The sequence below is a fragment of the Proteocatella sphenisci DSM 23131 genome (genome assembly GCF_000423525.1).
Classification (GTDB): domain Bacteria; phylum Bacillota; class Clostridia; order Peptostreptococcales; family Filifactoraceae; genus Proteocatella; species Proteocatella sphenisci.
The window spans coordinates 76440-96849 of sequence record NZ_AUID01000001.1 but is presented as its reverse complement, the minus strand read 5'-3'; the positions used below and the strand labels follow the sequence as shown (position 1 = coordinate 96849).

21 protein-coding genes are annotated in these 20410 nt (G+C 32.6%); all 21 read left to right on the top strand.

The window, feature by feature from the left end; translation table 11 throughout:
- The first annotated feature begins 2 nt into the window (after nucleotides 1–2).
- The 21 genes from obgE (at nucleotide 3) to G558_RS0100345 (ending at nucleotide 20323) form a co-directional block, all read left to right on the top strand.
- The gene (gene obgE, locus G558_RS0100450) at nucleotides 3–1283 is read left to right on the top strand and encodes a GTPase ObgE (protein WP_028828393.1); all 1281 of its coding nucleotides are present in this window, start codon (nucleotides 3–5) and stop codon (nucleotides 1281–1283) included.
- Between the two features lie 9 nt (nucleotides 1284–1292).
- Entirely contained in the window at nucleotides 1293–1589 is a 297-nt protein-coding gene (locus tag G558_RS0100445) for a YhbY family RNA-binding protein (protein WP_028828392.1), read from the top strand.
- Nucleotides 1590–1605: 16 nt separating this feature from the next.
- Nucleotides 1606–2232 (top strand): nicotinate-nucleotide adenylyltransferase, encoded by a 627-nt coding sequence (gene nadD / locus G558_RS0100440; protein ID WP_028828391.1) that lies wholly within the window; start codon nucleotides 1606–1608, stop codon nucleotides 2230–2232.
- Nucleotides 2219–2812: a bis(5'-nucleosyl)-tetraphosphatase (symmetrical) YqeK gene (yqeK, locus tag G558_RS0100435; protein ID WP_036931291.1), complete on the top strand. Its 594-nt coding sequence runs from the start codon at nucleotides 2219–2221 to the stop codon at nucleotides 2810–2812. Before nadD ends, yqeK begins: the two co-directional genes overlap by 14 nt.
- Nucleotides 2809–4125 carry an LCP family protein gene (locus tag G558_RS0100430; protein ID WP_028828389.1) on the top strand — a complete coding sequence of 439 codons (1317 nt, stop codon included), beginning with the start codon at nucleotides 2809–2811 and terminating at the stop codon, nucleotides 4123–4125. Before yqeK ends, G558_RS0100430 begins: the two co-directional genes overlap by 4 nt.
- Nucleotides 4125–4469 carry a ribosome silencing factor gene (rsfS, locus tag G558_RS0100425; RefSeq protein WP_028828388.1) on the top strand — a complete coding sequence of 115 codons (345 nt, stop codon included), beginning with the start codon at nucleotides 4125–4127 and terminating at the stop codon, nucleotides 4467–4469. Before G558_RS0100430 ends, rsfS begins: the two co-directional genes overlap by 1 nt.
- Before the next feature lie 44 nt (nucleotides 4470–4513).
- The gene (glyQ, locus tag G558_RS0100420; protein WP_028828387.1) at nucleotides 4514–5398 is read left to right on the top strand and encodes a glycine--tRNA ligase subunit alpha; all 885 of its coding nucleotides are present in this window, start codon (nucleotides 4514–4516) and stop codon (nucleotides 5396–5398) included.
- On the top strand, nucleotides 5391–7445 hold the full coding sequence (gene glyS, locus G558_RS0100415) for a glycine--tRNA ligase subunit beta (protein WP_028828386.1): 2055 nt from the start codon (nucleotides 5391–5393) through the stop codon (nucleotides 7443–7445). The genes glyQ and glyS overlap by 8 nt, the downstream gene beginning before the upstream one ends.
- Nucleotides 7446–7465: 20 nt before the next feature.
- Nucleotides 7466–8143, top strand: a complete 678-nt coding sequence (locus G558_RS0100410) for a dTMP kinase (protein WP_036931288.1) — start codon at nucleotides 7466–7468, stop codon at nucleotides 8141–8143.
- Nucleotides 8133–8840 carry a hypothetical protein gene (locus G558_RS0100405; protein ID WP_028828384.1) on the top strand — a complete coding sequence of 236 codons (708 nt, stop codon included), beginning with the start codon at nucleotides 8133–8135 and terminating at the stop codon, nucleotides 8838–8840. Before G558_RS0100410 ends, G558_RS0100405 begins: the two co-directional genes overlap by 11 nt.
- The gene (locus G558_RS11970) at nucleotides 8837–9721 is read left to right on the top strand and encodes a PSP1 domain-containing protein (RefSeq protein ID WP_036931287.1); all 885 of its coding nucleotides are present in this window, start codon (nucleotides 8837–8839) and stop codon (nucleotides 9719–9721) included. Before G558_RS0100405 ends, G558_RS11970 begins: the two co-directional genes overlap by 4 nt.
- Nucleotide 9722: 1 nt before the next feature.
- Nucleotides 9723–10469, top strand: coding sequence for a tRNA1(Val) (adenine(37)-N6)-methyltransferase (locus tag G558_RS0100395; RefSeq protein ID WP_028828383.1), 747 nt, complete (start codon nucleotides 9723–9725; stop codon nucleotides 10467–10469).
- Entirely contained in the window at nucleotides 10470–11303 is an 834-nt protein-coding gene (gene rsmI / locus G558_RS0100390) for a 16S rRNA (cytidine(1402)-2'-O)-methyltransferase (protein WP_028828382.1), read from the top strand.
- A 29-nt stretch (nucleotides 11304–11332) separates the two neighbouring features.
- Complete coding sequence (locus G558_RS0100385) at nucleotides 11333–12112, top strand: heparan-alpha-glucosaminide N-acetyltransferase domain-containing protein (protein ID WP_028828381.1); 780 nt, start codon at nucleotides 11333–11335, stop codon at nucleotides 12110–12112.
- A gap of 34 nt (nucleotides 12113–12146) precedes the next feature.
- Nucleotides 12147–13358 (top strand): carboxylate--amine ligase, encoded by a 1212-nt coding sequence (locus G558_RS0100380; protein ID WP_028828380.1) that lies wholly within the window; start codon nucleotides 12147–12149, stop codon nucleotides 13356–13358.
- On the top strand, nucleotides 13358–14065 hold the full coding sequence (cuyB, locus tag G558_RS0100375; RefSeq protein WP_028828379.1) for a cysteate racemase: 708 nt from the start codon (nucleotides 13358–13360) through the stop codon (nucleotides 14063–14065). Before G558_RS0100380 ends, cuyB begins: the two co-directional genes overlap by 1 nt.
- A 1-nt stretch (nucleotide 14066) precedes the next feature.
- Nucleotides 14067–15563, top strand: coding sequence for a Mur ligase family protein (locus G558_RS0100370; RefSeq protein WP_028828378.1), 1497 nt, complete (start codon nucleotides 14067–14069; stop codon nucleotides 15561–15563).
- Between the two features lie 26 nt (nucleotides 15564–15589).
- On the top strand, nucleotides 15590–16579 hold the full coding sequence (locus G558_RS0100365) for a biotin--[acetyl-CoA-carboxylase] ligase (RefSeq protein ID WP_028828377.1): 990 nt from the start codon (nucleotides 15590–15592) through the stop codon (nucleotides 16577–16579).
- 1 nt (nucleotide 16580) lies between these two features.
- Nucleotides 16581–17930: a dipeptidase PepV gene (pepV, locus tag G558_RS0100360; RefSeq protein WP_028828376.1), complete on the top strand. Its 1350-nt coding sequence runs from the start codon at nucleotides 16581–16583 to the stop codon at nucleotides 17928–17930.
- Nucleotides 17931–18447: 517 nt separating this feature from the next.
- Nucleotides 18448–18930: a methylated-DNA--[protein]-cysteine S-methyltransferase gene (locus G558_RS11965; protein WP_036931286.1), complete on the top strand. Its 483-nt coding sequence runs from the start codon at nucleotides 18448–18450 to the stop codon at nucleotides 18928–18930.
- Nucleotides 18923–20323 (top strand): hypothetical protein, encoded by a 1401-nt coding sequence (locus tag G558_RS0100345; RefSeq protein ID WP_028828375.1) that lies wholly within the window; start codon nucleotides 18923–18925, stop codon nucleotides 20321–20323. The genes G558_RS11965 and G558_RS0100345 overlap by 8 nt, the downstream gene beginning before the upstream one ends.
- Nucleotides 20324–20410: the final 87 nt, after the last annotated feature.

The window sequence follows — 20410 nt, the reverse complement described above, 5'->3', positions numbered from 1 at the left end:
AAATGTTTATTGATAAAGCACATATACATCTAAAAGCTGGAAACGGAGGAGATGGTGCCGTTGCTTTCAGAAGAGAGATATATGTACCAGCTGGAGGCCCAAACGGTGGAGACGGAGGTCGTGGTGGAAACATCATGCTCGTAGTTGATACTAACATGAGAACTCTGATGGATTTTAAATACAAAAGAAAATACGTGGCAGAAGAGGGTGGAAAAGGAAGAGGCGCCAACATGCACGGCAAGAATGGTGAAAATCTAATTCTTAAAGTACCTGCTGGAACAGTAGTAAGAGACGAGAAGACCAATCTTGTGATTGCGGATCTTTCAAAAGAAGGGGACACCTATATAGCCGTAAGAGGTGGCACTGGAGGAAAAGGAAATACTCACTTCAAAAACTCCATAAGACAGGCTCCGGCTTTTGCACAAGCTGGCAGAGAAGGACATGAGCGAAATATAGTTCTTGAACTTAAACTTATTGCAGATATTGGACTTCTGGGATTTCCAAATGTAGGAAAATCAACATTCTTATCTATAGTAACAAAGGCAAATCCGAAAATAGCAAACTATCATTTCACGACTTTATATCCAAATCTTGGAGTTGCAAATTTAAAGAGCGGAGACAGTTTTGTAATTGCGGACATACCAGGGCTTATAGAAGGTGCTAGTGAAGGAACTGGGCTTGGACATGACTTTCTGAGACATGTAGAAAGAACTAAAGTCCTTATTCATATTGTTGATATATCTGGAATTGAAGGCAGAGATCCACTTGATGATTTTAGAAAAATAAACGATGAAATTAAAAAGTATAATCCTAAACTTGCAAACAGGCCACAGATAGTAGCTGCCAACAAGATAGACTTACTTGAAGATGACGTTGTCCTAAACAAATTCAAAGAAGTTCTTGAAGGCGAAGGGTATGAAGTTATACCAATGTCTACAGCAACCAATCAAGGAGTTCAGGAAGTCCTCAATAAAGCTAATATGATATTAAAAGAAGCGGAAGAATCTGAAATATTTGATGAAGAAGAATATTTTATCGAAGATGTAGCTGAAGAAAGCGAAATAGACAAAATAGATATAAGGATTGAAAATGGAGCATATATAGTGGAGGGAACAGCCCTTGAAAAACTGTTATACTCTGTTCATTTTGAAGATATGGAATCTATAAGATATTTCCAGAAAATGCTTGATAAATTCAAGGTATTTGATAGATTAAGAGCAATGGGTATTGAAGATGGAGACACTGTTAAAATTTATGAATTAGAATTCGATTTTTTTGAGTAGGAGAAATATATGATTACAAGCAAACAAAGAGCGTTTTTAAGAGGTCTATCAAATACCATTCAACCAACAACACATGTAGGAAAAGAAGGGATAACAGATAGTGTAATTGATTCTATAGAGGAAACAATGATAACAAGAGAATTAATAAAGATCAAGCTTCTTGACAATTCTGGACTTTCGAGTAAAGAAGCTGGAAGTGTCTTAGCAGATAAATTAAATGCTGAATGCATACAGTGTATTGGAAGTAAAATAGTTTTATATAGAGGTTTCAGAAGAGATCCTCAGATAATTTTGCCAAGAAAATAATCGGAGGGATATTGCTTTGAAAAAAATAGGTATACTTGGAGGTACATTTAATCCTATTCATTCTATGCATATAAAGATGGCAGACAAATCTAAGGAATTATTGAAACTTAATCAAGTTATCTTTATTCCTTCTGCAAATCCTCCGCATAAGTCGGGCCCAGAGATAGAATCATTTCATCACAGGTTTAGCATGGTGGAGCTGGCAATAGACGGAATAGAAGGTTTTTCTGTTTCAAACATAGAAAACAAGATAAACAATAAAAAGTCATATACTGTGGATACGTTAAGAGCTTTAAAGTTAATATATCCGGGTGATAAATTATATTTTATAGTTGGTTCAGACTGTGTATTTCAAGTAGAAAGTTGGAACAATCCCAATGAGATACTAAAGCTTTGTGAACTCATAGTATTTGAGCGCCCTGAAGTATCTACAACTGAAGAACTATTTAAAAAAATAGATTATCTTGAAAAAAAACATAGTACAAAAATACATTATATTGGGGCTTTTACGGACAATGTTTCTTCAAGTGAAATAAGAGACAAGATAAACGGAGATTTTGGAGAAATAAACGGTTTAAATAATAAAATAATAAAGTATATAAAAACCAATAATTTATATAAGGAAAAAAATGAAGGATTATAAGGATATATACAAAGAAGTAGACAGGAAAATTAAATCAATAATGACTTCAAAGAGGTATCAACATGTCATTGGGGTAGTGAACACATCTTCAAAGCTTGCAGATATATATGGCGAAGATGTTCAAAAATGCAGGATTGCAGCAATATTTCATGACTATGCCAAACAGTTCACGAAAGACCAAGTACAACAAACTATATTGGAGTATTGTGTAAAATTGGATATACTTGAAAAAGACTCTATTCAATTATCGCATTCAAAACTGGCAGCAGAAATAGCTAAAAAAGAATATGGAATATACGATGAAGACATATTAAACGCTATATCCTTTCATACGACTGGCAGAGCTTATATGTCAATGATTGAAAAAATAATATTTGTGGCTGACTCAATTGAACCGGGTAGAAAGTATCCTGGAGTTGAGGCAGTAAGAGATTTGGCTTTTCATGATATAAATAAGGCGATTTTGATGATTTATAAACATACTATAACCCATCTACTTAATAGTGATCATAAGATTCACCCTGACTCTGTGACCGCAAGGAACTATTTTATAGATAAAAATAAAGAGGTGAATATATGAAGAGTTTTTTGAAGATATTTTTAATTTTATTTGTAGTTTTTTCTATGGTAATAAGTACCGCAATGTATTTTTACTTTAAGAATGATGTTAATGAAGCAACCGAAAGTAATGAAACTAACGTAACGGATGAATTTGAAGATTTAGATATAAGCACTTATAAGGAAAGAGTAAATATACTCTTATTAGGAGTAGATACTTTAGAAAATGATGGCGCCGGTATTGGAACCAGAACAGATACGATAATGGTTTTGAGTATTGACCCTATAACTAAAACTGGATTTTTACTTTCTGTTCCAAGAGATACTAGAGTTGAAATCGCTAATGGGGGAGGCTTTGATAAGGTAAACCATGCACACTCCTATGGAGGGACTGAACTTGCGCTTTCTACAATAAAAAACTTCCTGGATATACCTATACATCATTATGTTAAAGTTGACTATAGAGCACTGTTTAAAACAGTAGATGATCTGGGAGGAATAGAAGTTGATGTCCCCGTAGACATGAGATATGTGGATTCTGTAGCCAAGCCACCTCTTAATATAAATCTTAAAAAAGGAATTCAGACATTAAATGGAGAACAGGCAATGGGGTTCTTAAGATTTAGAAAAGGTTATGCAAATCAAGATCTTGGAAGAATAAAGGCGCAGCAAATGTTTTTAGATGCTCTGTTTAAAAAAGTCAAATCTCCATCTTCTATAATTAATATCCCAAAATATTTAGATACAATGTCAAAATATGTTGAAACAGATATGACTATGAAGAACATGTTGGTGGTTGCAAAGCAGGCACTGACTGTAGATGTAAACAGGATAGAGAAAAAAACAATACCTGGTGAGCCAAGTATGATAGGAGGAATTTCCTACTATTCTGTAAATGAAGAAGAAATGGCTGCAGATATGACGTATCTGCTATCAGGTGACTACCCAGTCCCAGAAGCTGAAATTGTTGAAGACTCAAATCAGACTCCAGGAAATCAAACAGGAATAAAAAACACAACCGAGGTTTCTACTAAAAAAGTAGCACCCCCAAAAGACACAAAAAATTATAAGATTCAGGTTATGAATGGGAATGGTGTAAGTGGGATAGCAAGAAGAGCATCAGATCTTTTGAAAATAGAAGATATAACAGTCACTGCGACTGGTAATGCAAATGATTTTAATGTAGAGAATACAATTATTTATTATAAAGATGATTTAATTTTTGCCAATAAGATAAAAGGCATTTTAAGAACAGGGAAAGTTCAAGAAGGGACTAAAAATATAGTTTCAAGTGAACCAGACATTGTTATTGTATTAGGAAAGGATTTTAGCTAATGAGAGATATGTTAAATACTATTTATACACAAATGGATGAGAAACAAGCTGACGATATAAAGATTCTGGATGTATCAGAATTGACTTCAATTGCAGATTATTTTGTTATTGCGAGTGCAGATAATGAAAGAAAAGTAAAATCGATAGCAGATGCGATTGAAGATGAACTTGCTAAAAATGGAACTGAGCCTCGTGTTAAAGAAGGGTTTGGAACTTCAAGATGGATACTTTTGGATTATGGAGATGTTATAGTTCACGTTTTTAAAGACGAAGAAAGAGGCTTTTATAACATTGAAAAAATATGGAAGGATGCCGCAGACATTACTTCAGAATTTATAAAATAAGAACTTTAGCATTATCGTCCAAGCAATTACACAGGGAGGCACATATGAATTTCCAGAATATGATATTAAAATTACAGGAATACTGGTCAGGACAAGGCTGTATACTTATGCAGGCATACGATAGCGAAAAAGGCGCGGGAACACTTAATCCACAGACTTTTTTAAGATCGCTTGGACCAGAACCCTGGAAGGTATGTTATGTTGAACCATCAAGAAGACCTGCTGATGCAAGGTATGGAGAAAATCCAAACAGACTTTATCAGCATCATCAATTACAAGTTATACTAAAACCTTCACCTGACAATGTCCAGGACTTATATTTAAATTCGCTCAGAGCAATAGGGATTGACCCCTTGGAACATGACATTAGATTTGTAGAAGATAACTGGGAAAACCCAACTTTTGGAGCCTGGGGGCTTGGATGGGAGGTTTGGCTTGATGGAATGGAAATAACTCAATATACCTATTTTCAACAAGTAGGCGCTATTGATTGTGAACTTGAGTCAGCCGAATTGGCCTATGGTCTGGAGAGGCTTGCTTTGTATATACAAAATAAAAATGACGTATACGATCTTGATTATACAGATGATATTAAGTATGGGGATGTTTTCAGAAAAGCTGAATACGAGCACTCTGTATACAGTTTTGATGAGTCGGACAAAGAAATGCTCTTCAACCAGTTTGTAGTTTTTGAAGGCGAAGCACTCAAACTTATTGAAAAAGGCCTTGTAATGCCTGCGTATGACTATGTGTTAAAATGTTCACACACTTTTAATTTGCTTGATGCAAGAGGAGCAATAGGTGTAAGCCAGAGGGCAGAATACATCGCGAAAGTAAGGAACATGGCGAAAAAAATAGCCAGCACCTATGTTGAACAGAGAGCAGAAATGGGACATCCTCTTTTGAAAAGGAGTAATGGACATGAATAGAGATTTATTTTATGAGATAGGAACAGAAGAAATACCGGCAAGGTATATCAATAATGCACTTAAAGAAATGAAAGATATACTTTCAAAAAATCTTAATGATCTTAATGTTCAGTTTGATGAAATAGAAATAAAGGCAACTCCAAGACGATTTGCAATACTTGTAAAAAACATTGATGAAAAGCAGAGAGACTTAAAAGAAGAATACAAGGGACCGGCAAAAAAGATAGCGTATGACACTGAAGGCAATCCAACCAAGGCATTAACCGGATTTGTAAAAGGGAAAAAAGGAAGCATTGAAAATGTGGAATTGAGAAAAGTAGGAGATGATGAGTATATATTTCTTAATGTCGAAAAACCCGGAAAAGAGACTATACTATTTGTCAAAGAAATTCTTGAAAATGTAGTCAGAGGAGTTAACTTTCCAAAGCCTATGAGATGGGGCGGTAAAAATCTAAAATTCATCAGACCTATAAGATGGTTTATGTGTGTTTATTATGGAAAACATCAATCTTTTGATATTGAGGGAATAAAAACGACTAATATAACTAAGGGACATAGATTCTTATGCAATGAAGATTTTGTGATAACTGATTTTGAGGATTACAAACAAAAATTAAGAGATAATTTTGTAATTTTAGATCAGGACGAAAGAAGACAGATGATACTTGAACAGGTAAAAGCTGTCGCGAAAACTTTAAATGGAGTGGCGGTCATAGATGAAAAAATTCTTGAAGAAGTAAATTTTATAGTTGAATATCCTACTGCATTTTATGGTAGTTATGCAAAGGAGTATTTAGAACTCCCAGAGGAAGTTATAATAACTCCTATGGAGTCTCATCAAAGATATTTTCCAGTCAGAGATAAGTCTGGAAAATTGATGAACTACTTCATTACGGTAAGAAATGGTAACGATTACATGATCGAAAATGTAAGAAAAGGTAATGAGAGAGTTTTGGTTGCCAGATTGATGGATGCAAAATTTTTCTATGAAGAAGACACTAAAAAGACACTGGAGAGCTTTGTTTCAGGTCTTGATACCATAGTATTTCAAAAAAAACTTGGAACTATGAGAAACAAGGTAGACAGAATTGCAAAATCGGCACTGATGTTAGCAGAAGTATTGAAAATCGATAAAACACACATAAGCAGGGCAGCATTACTTTCTAAGGCGGACCTTACTACTGCAATGGTATTTGAATTTCCGGAATTGCAGGGGATCATGGGAAGATATTATTCAATACTGGATAAAGAAAATCCTATTGTCAGTGAAGCTATATATGAGCATTATCTGCCAAGAAATGCCAATGATTCATTGCCTCAGACAAAAGAAGGAACTTTGCTGTCTATAGCAGATAAAATGGATTCTATAGCAGGTTTCTTTTCGATAGGAATACAGCCTACAGGATCTCAGGACCCTTACGCGCTGAGAAGACAAGCTATTGGAATCATCCATATACTCATGAACAATGATTTTGATATAAGGCTTAGAGATGTTTTTGAAATATCATTATCCCAGTTTGAAACTTTAGACAAGAGCAAGACTATGACCGAAATGGCTGAGTTTTTCAAACAAAGATTAAACAACCTTATGCTCGATATGGGTATAAAATATGATGTAATAAATTCAGTAATAGACAATGAAAACATATCTTTACATGAACTTATCAAGATTGCCAGAGACGTTGAACTATGGCTTAAAGAAGACCGGTCTGAATCTATCAGTACAATAATTAGAGTACAGAACATTCTTAAATCTCAAGAATATACCGGGGTAAATGCAGATTTATTTGTAAATGAATCTGAATCGGAATTGTATGAAAAATGTAATGATATTAAAGTGGAAATCAATTCTGCTCTAAACAGCAGAAACTATATAACAGCAATTAAATTTTATGAAGCGTTGACTCCATATATAAATTCCATGTTTGATGCTGTAATGATTATGGATGAGGATATGGATGTAAGAAACAATAGACTCAATCTGCTGAATCTTGCAAATGAAATGATTGAAAATATAATTGATGTTTCGAAAATAAACTACAAATAATATTATAAAGGATTAATAAAATGTTAATAAGTATAGAGGGCACAGATTCTTCTGGGAAACAAACTCAAACTAAGATGACTTATGAGTATTTTGAGAAAAAAGGATTAAAAACCAGACAAATATCCTTTCCAGATTACGACAGCGATTCATCAGCACTGGTGAAAATGTACTTGAATGGTGATTTTGGAAAAAATCCAGGAGATGTAAGCGCTGAGGTAGCTTCTATATTTTTTGCCTGCGACAGATTTGCATCATTTAGGACTTCTTGGAAAAAATATTATGATGAAGGTTATATTATAATAAGTGACAGATATACGTCCTCTAATATTATAAATCAGGCATCAAAAATTGAAGATTATAATGAACGTCTGGAATATATTGACTGGATAGAGGACATGGAATATAGGATTTTTTCTGTGCCCCAGCCAGATATAACAATTTTTTTGGATATGCCCTATGAAAAATCAATTGAATTGATGAAAAACAGAGACAATAAAATTACCGGAGAAAAGATCAAAGATATACATGAATCAAATGAAGATTATCTTAGAAAATCATATGAAAATGCTGTTGACATTTGCAATAAGCTCTTATGGAACAGAATTACATGCGTAAATGAAAAAGGCCATATCAAAAGACCTGAAGAAATAAATTCTGAAATAATCAAGACCATTGAAGGTGTCATGTATGGGATATAAAAACAATATAGATAGCATGCTAAATTCTAACTCTGCATTTTTTTTGATAGAAAACAATGGAAGTGTATTTGAAAGCCTGGTGTCAGTGCTGTCTGAAAATTATGGTATTCCAGATTTTTGCAATAACATGGATGTTCGTATTTACGAATCTTCTGAATTGCAGATTGCAGATATAAAACGGATCATATTTGAAATAGGTCTTAAACCGTATGGAAATACTAAATTTATCATATTCAAAAATTTTGATCGGATAGGGGAGCTTGCTCAAAATGCTTTATTAAAGAGCATTGAAGAATTACCTGCAGATACCAGAGTTTTTGCTATATGTAATAATACAGTAAATATACTTGATACTATAAAATCGCGTGCATATTATGTATATTTAAATAGTACTGATGTAGCTACTGTAAATGAAGAAAAATCGCTTTACGGAGATGCAACGCATGGTATCTGCGAGAAAGAAATTTTTAACATAATTGAAAGTAAGTATGAAAAAGAAGAAATACTTGATTTGCTTAAAAATGCTATAACTTCTATGAAAGATTTGTTGAAAGATTCTTTGTTAAGCGACAAGTACGCAACAGGAATAATGCATAAAATAATGTGGGCTCAGGAATGTCACACATTCATAAATGCCAACTGCAACAAAAATTTATGTATGGACATGTTGTTGTACAGGATTTTGGAGGAAAAATGAAAGTTGAAATAGTAGGAGTCAGATTTAAAAAGGCAGGTAAAATTTATTATTTTTCTCCAAATGGATGTATCTATAATTCAGGAGATCAGATAATAGTTGAAACTGCAAGAGGTTTAGAATTAGGAAATATTGCAATAGCAAACAGAGAAATAGAAGAATCAGAGATAATTGCACCGCTAAAGCCTGTTTTAAGATCAGCGGACGAGGAAGACATAAAACATTACGAAGAAAACAAAGTGATGGCAACCGAAGCAGGAAAAGTTTTTCAAAAAAAGTCTATAGACCATGATCTGGATATGGTTATTATGGGTACTGAATATACTTTGGATAGAAATAAACTTATTTTTTATTTTACTGCAGAGGGAAGAATCGATTTCAGAGAACTTGTAAAAGACTTGGCTGCAATATTTAGGACAAGAATAGAATTAAGACAAATTGGGGTCAGAGATGAAGCGAAAAATCTTGGAGGCCTTGGATGTTGTGGAAGGCCGCTGTGCTGTTCAACATGGCTGGGAGATTTTCAGTCAGTGTCAATTAAAATGGCAAAAGATCAGAATCTTTCACTCAATCCAACTAAAATTTCAGGGATTTGTGGTAGATTATTCTGCTGCCTGAAATACGAACATGAAATGTACGAAGAGATGATATCAGTAATGCCGGCCCCTGGAAGCAGGGTAAAGACGGCTGACGGAGACGGAAAAGTTTTGGATGTATATGTCATTACAGAAGAGCTTAAAGTTCAGATTGATAAAAATAATGACACCGTAGAAATAAAAAGATATAAACTTAAAGATATTACTGTTTTAAAATATGCAAGAAGAGCCAATGATAAAATTGACAGAGAACTTGAAAAAGAATTGAAAGTATTACTAGAGGTTTAATGTGAACTTGAAAACTAATGAGACTATAGAAGATCTTCAACTTAATGGACTTAAGATTATTCAATCTAATGAGGGTTTTAAATTTGGTATAGATGCAGTCCTTATTGCAAATTTCTGTAAAATAAAAAGAGGCGATTGTGGAGTAGACCTTGGTACTGGCACTGGAATTATACCTATAATTCTTGCAGCAAAGTCACAAGCTTCAAAAATTTATGGAGTAGAGATTCAAGAAGAAGTGTACGAAATGGCGAAGCGATCTGTAATCATGAACGAGCTCGAATCCAGGATTGAAATAATAAATGATGATATAAAAAATAAGAAAAAGTATTTTGAAAATTCATCAATGGATTTTGTCGTATCAAACCCTCCTTATTTTAAGACTGATACAATAAAATCAGAAAACATCAAAAAAATGATATCAAGACATGAAGTGAAATGTAATCTCAATGATATATTAGAAACTGCAGCTTATCTTCTTAAGCCCAATAAGCCTTTATTTATGATTCACAGGCCAGACAGGCTTGTTGATTTGATAGAAACAGGAAGAAAATACAAGCTTGAACCAAAAGAAATTAAATTTGTATACCCGGACATAAAAAAAGCTCCCAATCTGATATTGATAAAATATGTAAAATCTGGGAATAAAGGTGTGAAAATGTTAGCTCCTCTTCACGTTTATAACCTTGATGGAACATATACAGATGAGATAAATGAAATTTATAAAAGTAAAATTTTAGGAGGTTTCTAAATGCTGTATATTTGTCCCACACCCATAGGAAACTTGGAAGATATTACAATCAGGGTGCTTAATACATTAAAAGAGGTTGACTATATTGCCTGTGAAGACACCAGACATACCATAAAACTATTGAATCACTATGATATAAAAAACAAGCTTGTAAGCGTCCATGAACATAATGAGTTTGTTAAAGCTGATTCAATAATAACAGACTTGCAAAATGGTCTAAACATTGCACTTGTATCCGATGCGGGAATGCCTGGAATACAAGATCCGGGTAAGATACTGATTGAAGCGGCTATAGAGAAAAATTTGGAATTTACCGTATTGCCTGGTCCTTGCGCTTTTGTAACTGCAGCAATTGGTTCAGGAATAGTAGAAGAAGAATTTACTTTTGTGGGATTTGTTTCAAGGAAGACCAAAGAGAGAAAATTGGTACTTGAAGCCCATAAAACCTATAAAGGAGAGCTCATATTTTATGAATCTCCGCACAGGATAAAAGATTTGCTTGAAGATATATTGGATGTATTAGGAAATCGAAAGGTAGTACTTGCCAGAGAGATAAGTAAGAAGTTTGAAACATATGTAAGAAAAAACGTATCAGAGTTGTTGACTTTTCTTGAAGAAAAACCAGCAAAGGGAGAACTTGTCCTTATAGTCGAAGGAAATAAGGAAGTAATAGAATTTGAATTTACAGATTTTGATATTGAAAATCTTATTAAGTCAAGACTTGAAGAAAAGTATAGCAAAAAAGATGCAGTAAGATTAGTAAGTAAAGAATTAAAAATATCCAAAAATAGAGTCTATGAAATAGCAATGAATATAAAATATCAGGGAGACTAAGGTCTCCTTGTTTTTTGAATGGAGTATGTATGTCAGAGCATAAACGCATTACTGTATTGGATGAAGCTAGAGGTTTTGTAGTCATATGTATGATAATATATCATTTTTTGTATTCCTATCAGTATGTTTTTCACCTTAATGAAAGTGTAAACTTGTTTAATAATGATTTTATGAAATATTTTCAAATTTTTATTTCAAGTTCATTTATATTCATATCTGGAATTTCAAGTTCAAAATCAAAAAATATACTCAAAAGAGGAACAAGAATTTTCGCTTTATCTATTTTAATAAGCATAGCTACATACTTTTTAATACCTCAGGAATTTATAGTATTTGGAATTTTGCACTTTTTAGGATTTTCGATGATAAGCTTAGATATCATTAAGAGATTGTTAAAAAATAATTTTAAAAGAATAAATGAAAATGCACACATTATGGTATTATTGTGTTTATTTTTACTGATAATTTGCTATAATATAAAAAGCGGTTATATTGGAATTGACGGGTTGTATATAATAACTTTACCTGAACACCTTTATAAAAATACACTAACTTCAATTTTGGGGTTTCCGGATGCATTCTTTAGGTCCGCAGACTATTTTCCAATTATACCGCACATATTTTTGTTTTATGCAGGTGTTTTTTCTGTGAGATTAAAAATAAATAAAAAAATTCCGGATGGAGCATATATAAAGCACAGTCAAGTATTGAACTTTACAGGCAGGAATTCTTTAATTATTTATATATTGCATCAACCTGTAATATTTATATTGCTTTATATATATTTGATTTTTATAAAAAATATATAAGTTAAGATTTAAAAACGATTTGGAGGAATATCAGATGAAAAACAATTTCATTCCAGTGTTTATGGGAAATGACATAAACGTATACAGTATGGCAAGAGCATTTCACCAGGAATATAATGTAAATTCCATGGTTTTTTGCAAAAGTATAAGTGGTCCGTGCAAAAATAGTAAAATTTTAGAATTGGACGCTCATCCCAAAATGGATACTAAAGAAATATTTTTGAATAAAATAAATACATTTGCAAAAAACAATAGTGATAAAAAGATAATTTTAATTGGTTGTGGAGACAGTTATGTGGAGGTTATCAGCAGAAATCTGAATGATCTCAGAGAAAATATAATAGCGCCCTACATGAATTTTTCAAAAATCGAGCCACTTACAGACAAAAAAACATTTTATGAAATGTGCCAAGAATATGGCATTGATTATCCTTCAACCTTTATATATGAAAAAGAAACAAGTACTGATATTGATCCGGGCTTTGCAGCTCCTTATATAATAAAGCCGGCTGACAGTGTTGACTACTGGAGGTTTCCGTTTGAAGGGCAGGATAAAGTTTTTCTTGTAAACACAAAAAATGAATTAAAATCTATATTAAATAAAATATTTAAGTCAGGCTACTCAAAAAGTATAGTAGTTCAGGAATTCATTCCTGGAGATGATTCAAATATGAGAGTACTGACTTCTTACTCTGATAGAAATGCCAAGGTAAAGCTTATGGCTTTAGGTCATGTTTTACTTGAGGAACACACTCCAAAAGGAATTGGGAACCATGCGGTTATTTTAAATGAATATAATAAAGAGCTCTATGATAAGTACAATCTTTTACTTGAAAAACTAGACTATAAAGGATTTTCTAACTTTGATATTAAATATGATGAAAGAGATGGAAAATATAAGGCCTTTGAAATAAACCCAAGACAGGGACGAAGCAACTTTTATGTAACTAACTCAGGATATAACCTTGCAAAGATAATTGTTGATGAATATATGTTTAACAAAACAAATGAAGATACAATACTTGTATCAAATCAAAAACTCTGGATGGTTATACCAAAGCAGGTTGCGTTTAAGTATATAGCAGATGAAAAATGTAAAAATGAGATGAGAAAACTTATTAGCAAGGGTGAGTATGTGAATCCACTTTTTTATGACAAAGATAAATCATTAAAAAGAACATTATCGTTAATTAAATCCCAGTTGTCGCATTATGCAAAGTATAAAAAATATATGGGAGGCAAATAATGTATCCAAGAAAAACCTTAGGAGTTATAGGCGGTATGGGACCACAGGCTACTCAGTGCTTTTATCAAGATATAATAGATAACACTGTTGCGCAAAAAGATCAAGACCATATAGATATGGTAATAATAAATCATGCAAGTATGCCGGACAGAACCACTGCAATACTCAGTGGATCTACAGAGCCAGTTTACTCAAGATTGAAAAATGACGTTGAAAAACTAATTAAATTTGGAGTAGATTATATTGCTATGCCTTGCAATACCTCGCACTATTTTATTGACAAACTAAAATCAGAAAACGATATTTCATTTATTGACATGATAGAAGAGACTGCGGCTGTAATCAAAAAGAGAAATATAAATAAGGTTGGACTTATGGCAACAGCAGGCACTATAAAAAGCAAGATATATGAAACGAAAATGAAAAAACATGGTATAGAGATTATTCTTCCATCGGAAGAAAAACAATCATATATTATGAATATAATATATGATCAGGTAAAGGCTGGGATAGACCCTGACAAAGAAATGTTTGGAAAAATATCAGAAGAACTTACAGAAAAAGGTGCTCAGGCCATTATTCTTGGATGTACAGAGCTGTCATATTATAATAAATTATACAATCTGAGCGAATTTTATATAGATGCTCAGGAAATTCTGGTAAAAAAATGCATAGAATTGTGCGGAGCTTTGCAAGAGAGGATTTAATATGAAAAAAAACATTAACGATTTCATGAATATTCTAAAAGAGAAAAATCTCATTATAGAAACGCATCTAAAGGAAAATGTAAAATCTCAGGAAATCGAATTTTTGACAGACAACTCAAAAGAGGTTAAACCTGGAGCCGTATTTATCTGCAAGGGAAGCCATTTTAAAACGTCGTATCTGCAAGAGGCCTTATCTAAGGGTGCAATATGCTATATTACTCAAGAAAAATCATTTGTGGATAAAGAAAAAAATTATATTTTGGTAAGTGATATACGAAAAACAATGAGCATACTTGGAAATTATTATTATGATAATGCCTGGAAAGACATGAAGATTATTGGAATTACTGGAACCAAGGGTAAATCCACCACTGCATATTTGTTAAAGAGCATAATTGATAATTATGCTGCTTCTAAAGGTGAAAAACCTGCAGGCATACTTTCTTCAATAGAAAATTTCGATGGTGAAATACTTGAAGAATCCCACCTGACAACACCAGAGCCACTGAAACTCCACTGGCATTTTAATAATATGAAAAATAATGAAATAAAGTACTGCATTATGGAAGTTTCAAGTCAAGCTTTGAAATATGAAAGAGTTTCAGGTATAGAGTTTGATATTGGATGCTTCCTTAACATTGGCGAAGATCATATAAGTGATATAGAGCACATGGACTATAGAGATTATTTTACATCAAAAGCTATGATTCTTAATATTTCAAAGCATATAATATTGTCAGACTCAGTTAATTTTGATGAAATTGATATAGATGCAAGAGCATATGAAAATAAGACATCTAAATTTGGAAGTTACCCAGAAGATGATTATCAAGTTATAAACATAAGAAAAAAGCAAGATGGGTTTGATTTTCAAGTCAGGTATATGGACAAAGTAAAAGACTACTGCATAGGCATGGGAGGTAAATTCAATGTTTACAACGCCCTTGCTGCAATAGCTGCTGCAAAAAAACTGGGAATACCTCATATAAATATATATAAGGGACTCGCAGATGCAAAAGTAAGTGGACGTATGGAACTCTTTACAGATGAAAAGAAAAATGTTACGGTAATAGTAGACTACGCTCACAACAAACTTAGTTTTCAAAAGCTATTTGAATCAGTAAGCGAAGAATATCCCGGAAAAAAAATCATATCAATTTTCGGATGTCCGGGAGGCAAGGCGTTTTCAAGAAGAAAAGATTTGGGTGAGATAGCCGGAGAATTCTCAGATCTCGTAATTATTACTGAAGAAGACTATGGAGAAGAAGATTTTGATAAAATATGTAATGAGATTAAAAGTCATACTTCCGGAAGAAAAGCAGATTGTTTAATAATAAAAGATAGAAATGAAGCCATAAAAACAGGGCTGTCTTATTATAAATCTGATTTTGTGGTTCTCGTTACCGGAAAAGGAAGAGAAACCAGACAAAAAAGAGGGACTGATTATATAGATACATTATCAGATGTAAGTATAGTTAAAAAATTACTTAATAAGTAGATACATCTTTTTCTAAGGAGTTATTTATGAAAAACAAAGAAAAGGTATTGCAGATATTGTATCAAAAAAATGGTGAATGCGTATCAAGTTCAGAAATAATAGCAGAACTTGGAATTACCAGAAGTGCAATTTTTAAAATAATAAGCGAGTTAAAAAAACAAGGTTTTGATATTGAATCAATTCATCATAAAGGTTATAGACTCTCAGATACTAATGACATTATTTCTCCGGAAATTATAAATTCAATAATTAAAAAATACGGAAAAAATAAAAAAATTCAATATCTCGAGAGTGTTGATTCCACAAATACGTTTGCAAAAAAAGCATTGATGGATAATGCTTTTTGTCCAGAAATAATTATTGCTAATACTCAAAATAATGGTAGAGGTAGAATGGGCAGATCTTTTTATTCACCTGAAAATACTGGAATCTACTGCAGCTTCATTTTAGATCCTTTTATAAAGATTGAAAATTCTATACTGGTAACTGTTGCGGCATCTGTTGCCGTGAGTAAAGCAATAGAAAAAGTAACCCAAAAAGACACACAGATAAAATGGATAAATGATATATATATTGATCACAGGAAAGTGTGCGGTATTCTTACAGAAGCTGTAACCGATTTTGAAACCGGAATGATAGGCAAAATAATACTTGGTATAGGTATTAATTTCAGTACACCATATAGCCTTTTTCCAAAAGAAATAAGTGAAACTGCAACTTCTATATTCGCAGACGATAACTCAGGAATTACAAGAAACCATCTAATAGCACAACTCATCATAGAAATTGATGAGTGTATGAATAATATAGAGAACGAGGAAATTATCAAGTATTATAGAAAGAAATCTATGGTACTTGGAAAAACACTGGAAATAAGTTATTTTGGAAAAGAAGCGCCTATTTACGGAAAAGCCGTTGATATTGACAGTAACGGCTTCCTTATAATAGAAACAAATAATGGATTGCTTACTTTGAATTCAGGAGAAGTAAGTATTAGACAAAATGAGGAGGAATAAAATGAAATACCAAAAACTTAATCAAGAAATTGATAATATGAAGGATGAGATTATTGAAGGGATAAGAAGCAATGTATCTATCTACAGTATTAAAAGCAAGTCTGAATCAGATGCACCCTATGGTCCTGGACCTAAAAAAGCTTTGATAAATGCTCTTGAACAGGCTGAAAAGTTGGGTTTGATAACAAAGAACATCGATAACATAATTGGGTATGCAGAAATAGGAGAAGGCAGTGAGATGGTGGCTATATTGGGTCATCTTGATGTTGTTCCATTGGGAGATGGGTGGAAATACGATCCTTTAGCTGCTGAGATACATAATGGGATAATGCACGGAAGAGGAGTAAGTGATGATAAAGGTCCAACTATTGGTTCACTTTATGCACTTAAAGCTATCAAGGATTCAGGTTATGAACTCAATAAAAGAATAAGGGTTATATTTGGAACTGATGAAGAAAGTGGAAGCGGCTGTGTAGCGCATTACATAAAATCTGGAGAAGAAATGCCAGTTGCAGGATTTACCCCTGATGCGGACTTTCCTATAATAAATGCTGAAAAAGGCATGTTTTCATGTGTAATGAGAAAAAAACTTAAGACTAATATGAATTATAAATTAAAAAAATTGAGTGGTGGAAGCGTTAAGAATGTTGTAATGCCATATTTAAAAATAGAAATGGAAACACCATTAAATTTCAATATTCAAGGAGAAGCCCTTACTGGTGACATCAGCTGTGACATAAAAGGTAAATCAGCACACGGGAGCACACCTGAAAAAGGTGAAAACGCACTTCTTAAAATGGCAAATGATCTCAAAGAAGTGGGATTTGAAGGAGATTTTAAAGTGTTTCTTGATTTTATAAATAATGAGATAAATATGGAGACTAACGGTAAAACACTTGGTGTTTATTGTAAGGATGAAGAGTCAGGAGAATTGACTGTAAACATAGGGGTGGTAGAATATGATGGAGAATCAATATCTTTCACTATTGATTCGAGAGTTCCTGTAACACATTCTGCTGAGGATGTAATGGCTGGATTTGAAAGAAAAGCCTCTAAGTATGGGATGACAATAGAACAAGTAAATTTAGTAAAACCATTGTTTGTGCCAGCGGAGTCTGAACTTATACAAAAATTATCTTCGGTTTATGAATCACAAACTGGTGAGAAAACTCAACTTATAGGTATAGGTGGGGGAACATATGCTAAGTCATTCCCTAACATGGTAGCATTTGGACCAAGTTTTCCTGGAGAGGATCACAATATTCATCAGCCTGATGAGCAAATAAGCGTAGACACACTTATGAGTGGTATTAAAATCTTTGCAGCAGCAATACTTGAACTTGCAAATTAATAATATAAAAAGCTTAAAAAGAGCTTCATTTAAAAAATGAAGCTCTTTTTAAAAGTGCTTATTTAGGGATAGGCATTACAATAAAGCCTTTTCTGAAAAATTTGTTTGAATGATCTATTTTCACTTCTGAAAGTAAACTGATAACATTTTCTGCTATTGCCAGCTCTATTCCGTCTTCTTTATATAACTTATCTTCAACAAGGTGTTTCGCCGAAACAACCGCAAATGTAGGACCACATCAGGACACGCCTTGAACTATTAACCTCAATGGAACTTCATTTTTAAAGTACTCTTGCATCTTGAGTTTTGCACTTTCGCTTAAATTTATTTTCATGTTTATCTCTCCTTTGTTTTTTATAATTATAAGTATATCATTTATTTTAATAAAAATAAGTGATAATATCACATTAAGATAGAAAAAAATATAAATTTGTAATTATCATCAAGTTTAGGTTATAATTAGTATAGATTTGTATTAAGATTTAACATCCATAATTTTGATAACAGGAGGGTGAAGATGTATTATTCATATTATAAGAGCCCGGTGGGAATTATAGAAATCTCCGCTTCAGACCATATTCTTTCAGGTGTTAATTTTGTTAAAGAAGCAGAATCTGACAAAAAATCCAATCCTGTTACAGAATTTGTAAGACTACAAATTCACCAATACTTCATAGGTGAAAGAACTGAATTTAACCTAGATATAGAATTTGGAGGAACGGATTTTCAGAACAGAGTTTGGCAAAAGTTGATGCAAATACCCTTTGGCCAGACTATAACCTATAAAGAATTAGCGCAAAGAGTGGACTCCAGCAAGGCATATAGAGCGGTGGGAAATGCAAACAACAAAAACAGGTATGCTATAGTTGTTCCCTGCCACAGAGTAATAGGTTCAAATGGAAAGCTCGTAGGATATGCCAGTGGTATAGATATAAAGAAATTTCTTATTGAACATGAAAAAGGTGTTCTAAAATCAATGGAGGATAACCTGAATGGATGAAAAGAACAAGGTAATAAATTTTAATGAAATTAAGAACAAAACAAAAGATTCAAATACAGAACCTAAATCAAACAATAATCAGAATACAGATAAATTCAAAGAAATACTAGGAAATATGGGTGTGGAACTTGATAAAGATATGATTGAAACGCTTAGTAAATCTATGGAAAGCAAAGAAATGAAAGATCTTTTAGATAAACTTGATCTTAATAATTTAAATCTTGAAAATATAGGGGATCTGTCTAAAGAAGTAAAATCAATGGAAAAGAAGTATAGACAGCAGCAGATGTCTCACAGGGCATTTGGGCAGTGGATAAGTTTTCATAAACCATACAAATTTGAGAATTTATACCCTATAGAATTCTTGAAAGAAATTGCTTCATTCCTAGATTTAGGTTTGCCACAGAGGTTAAGTAAAAATGAAACTATTGATTTTATAAAACCACATATGGTTGAATATCTGAATGAGGTATTAAGACTCATAAGTAAAGAAGATCTGTCTTACTTGGGTCAGGTTATTTATCATGAAGGCATGATGGAATTTGATAAAATTCTAAAAGAGACAGAAGAATTGAAAATTGATTTTTTTGTATCTAGATGCCTTATTTCAAGGGTTAAAAGTAATAATATAAATTATCTTATAATACCGCAAGAAGTCATGGTGGCTGTGGAAAAACTGAATTTTAATGATATAAATAAATATAACGACTTGAATACTAAGCTAATAAAACTGACAATTGGATATGTAAATTCTTATGGAATAATACCATTTGACTTACTTGAAGAAAAAGTATACTCGTTAATCAGCGAGCAAATAACTAATATAATGGATAGAGCTCAATTCAAAAATCATCTCAAAAAACTTTGTGAATTTTCATTCCCGAAATCTATTTTAGACAAGAAGATTTATTCTAATATTGTTATGGCTGGAGAGTATGTTCATCATGGACTCGTTGGTGTTATCCAAAATTTAATTGATATACAAAATGAATCTATAACCAGTTATAAAGAATATGATATTGAAGAATTGTACCACAGAGGAGATAGTTTTTATTATGAAGAAAGTCTGGCTTTATCAAGAATTCTAGAGATAATAGAATCTCACAATAAGATTTCAGAAGTACAAAAAGAAGAGTTGAAAAATATGATTTTTACATTTTCGAAAATAGAATTTGAGCCAAGCTTTATTTTAAATATGCTGGGAATGAACTATATACTGCCAGATGGGATTTCATATCAATCATTTCTTGAAAGCATAAGAGCCTATTACAGTAATTCGGAAAAATGGATTCTAAAAGGCTATACTCCAAGTGAATCCAATAAAGACCGTGATGATTCAGTATCAAAATTTGATCCAAGAAAAATTTTAAACATTGAATTTACAAATAAATAGAAATAAAAAAATTCCTATCATAAGATAGGAATTTTAAATGTTTTTTAGCTACAGCTTCCGCTACATCCAGAACAACCGCTTTCAGGC